This is a genomic window from Sulfurimonas sp. (genome assembly GCF_027056685.1).
In the GTDB taxonomy this organism is placed as follows: Bacteria; Campylobacterota; Campylobacteria; order Campylobacterales; family Sulfurimonadaceae; genus Sulfurimonas.
This window is the reverse complement of sequence record NZ_JALUKE010000252.1, coordinates 1-1,742: the sequence shown is the minus strand read 5'-3', so window position 1 is coordinate 1,742 and position 1,742 is coordinate 1. Positions and strand designations below refer to the sequence as shown.

At 28.5% G+C, this 1,742-nt stretch carries 3 protein-coding genes; all 3 read left to right on the top strand.

What is annotated here, in order from left to right; all coding sequences use genetic code 11:
- Window positions 1–281, top strand: a 281-nt coding sequence (locus MVY38_RS11010; protein ID WP_297486293.1) for a hypothetical protein, incomplete at its 5' end; no start/stop codon positions are given.
- Between the two features lie 548 nt (window positions 282–829).
- Window positions 830–1,012 carry a hypothetical protein gene (locus tag MVY38_RS11005; protein WP_297486290.1) on the top strand — a complete coding sequence of 61 codons (183 nt, stop codon included), beginning with the start codon at window positions 830–832 and terminating at the stop codon, window positions 1,010–1,012.
- Between the two features lie 74 nt (window positions 1,013–1,086).
- On the top strand, window positions 1,087–1,742 hold a 656-nt coding region (locus MVY38_RS11000), incomplete at its 3' end, for a CHC2 zinc finger domain-containing protein (RefSeq protein ID WP_297486287.1).

The window sequence follows — 1,742 nt, the reverse complement described above, 5'->3', positions numbered from 1 at the left end:
GTATAAAAGAAGCAGTTAAGCACGAACCACTCAAAACTTTTGAAGATGCAGACAAACAAGCTCAAGAGTATCAAGAACTAAAAAGCACTACAGGACAAAAAAGAGCTGGAAGACCTATACAAGGAAAATCAAAAGCTACACATAAAATCTATTTTGTAGTTAATGATGAACAGTACAACTATTTAAAAAGTTTAATGGATTATGATAAAAAATTAAACTCTCCTAGTGCTGTAGCAAAAATGCTATTTCTAAAAGATTATGAATTACATAGTAAAGAGTAAGGAAATTTAAAAAAAGGAGGTAAACAGTCGCTCAAGAGAGCTAAACTATTTACGGTTACTAAAAAACTTTGCGAGTCGTTTTAGTTAGCCGTATTATATCCAAAAAGGTAATATTATGGCAAAAGTAATAAAAAAAGCAAATACTCTATTTTCAAGGTTTGAACATAAAATGGAAGTATGGGCTAACAAATTTCTATAATAGTGTAATACTATGTATAGTAATCATAAGAACATAAGAACATAAAAACCTATTACAAGCCTATTTTATGAATTATATTCAATTAATATGTTAATATGTATAATATTATAATAATTATATTATGGTTTAAGATAAAATAGAATATAATTCTGATAGCCAAACGGTTTCAGTATGAACCAATCTAAGCCTCACAAATATTTACTATTTGTGAGGCTTTTTTTTTGCCTACACTCTTACAAAACAATCTTATATTCAATCAACAAACAATAATACTTTATTAAAAGAAATACTTTAAGGAATCTTTTATCTTTATTTTAATACTATGTTACAAATTAAACAAGGCATTAAAGTGACAATAGAGCTAAATGACATTGGTAGTCGTTCAAGTAAGAGAAAAACTACCTTTACAATAGATGATAAATTGTTAATAGATTTTAAAAAAATTGCTAAAGCAAATAGAAAAAAATTATCACCTATAGTTGAAGACTTATTAAGACTATATGTACAACAGGAACAAAGTTTAATAAAATAAAAATAAAATGAAATACTGAAACCGTTTGGCGACATTTTTAGTATTTCTTTTTTTTAAATAAGGAAAAAAAAGAAATGATAGACGAACCTACACTCAAACAAATAAAGCAATCTTTAGACATAGTAACAGTTGCAGAACTCTACGGAGAACTCAAAAAAAACGGTGCTAATCTCTCTTATAAAGAAGATAAATCAATAGTAATTAATCCAGCTAAACAGATTTTTAGCAACTTTAACGGAGATATAACAGGAGGCTCAGTACTAGACCTTGTTATGTATATGGAGAAAATCGACCTAAAAACTGCAATAGCTAAACTAAAAGAGTTAAGTTCACTTGATACTTACAAAGTGGATCCATCGTTACAGGTGCAACGAAAATCAAAAGCTAAGAAAAAAGTTGATTTTAATAAGCTTCAAGAGTGGGGAAATGAAGAGTTAAAACTTGTTGGTGGGCATAGACCTATTGAATATCAAACAAAGCAAGGTAAACTTATTCACTTCATAGTTCCATCAGAGATAGAGAAACTTTTTGAAGCAAAAACACTCCCTGCAGATTATAAACAAAAGCTTGATTATATGTTTACTACTTTAGTTGGATGGAATAAGCACTTTAAATGCTCAAGTATCATCATAAAAGATGATAACGGTCGAATAGTTGATTTAATAGCATACAGACCAAACAAGCCTGACAATTACAACGAGTGGAGCAATCCTAAATATATCTATAAAAA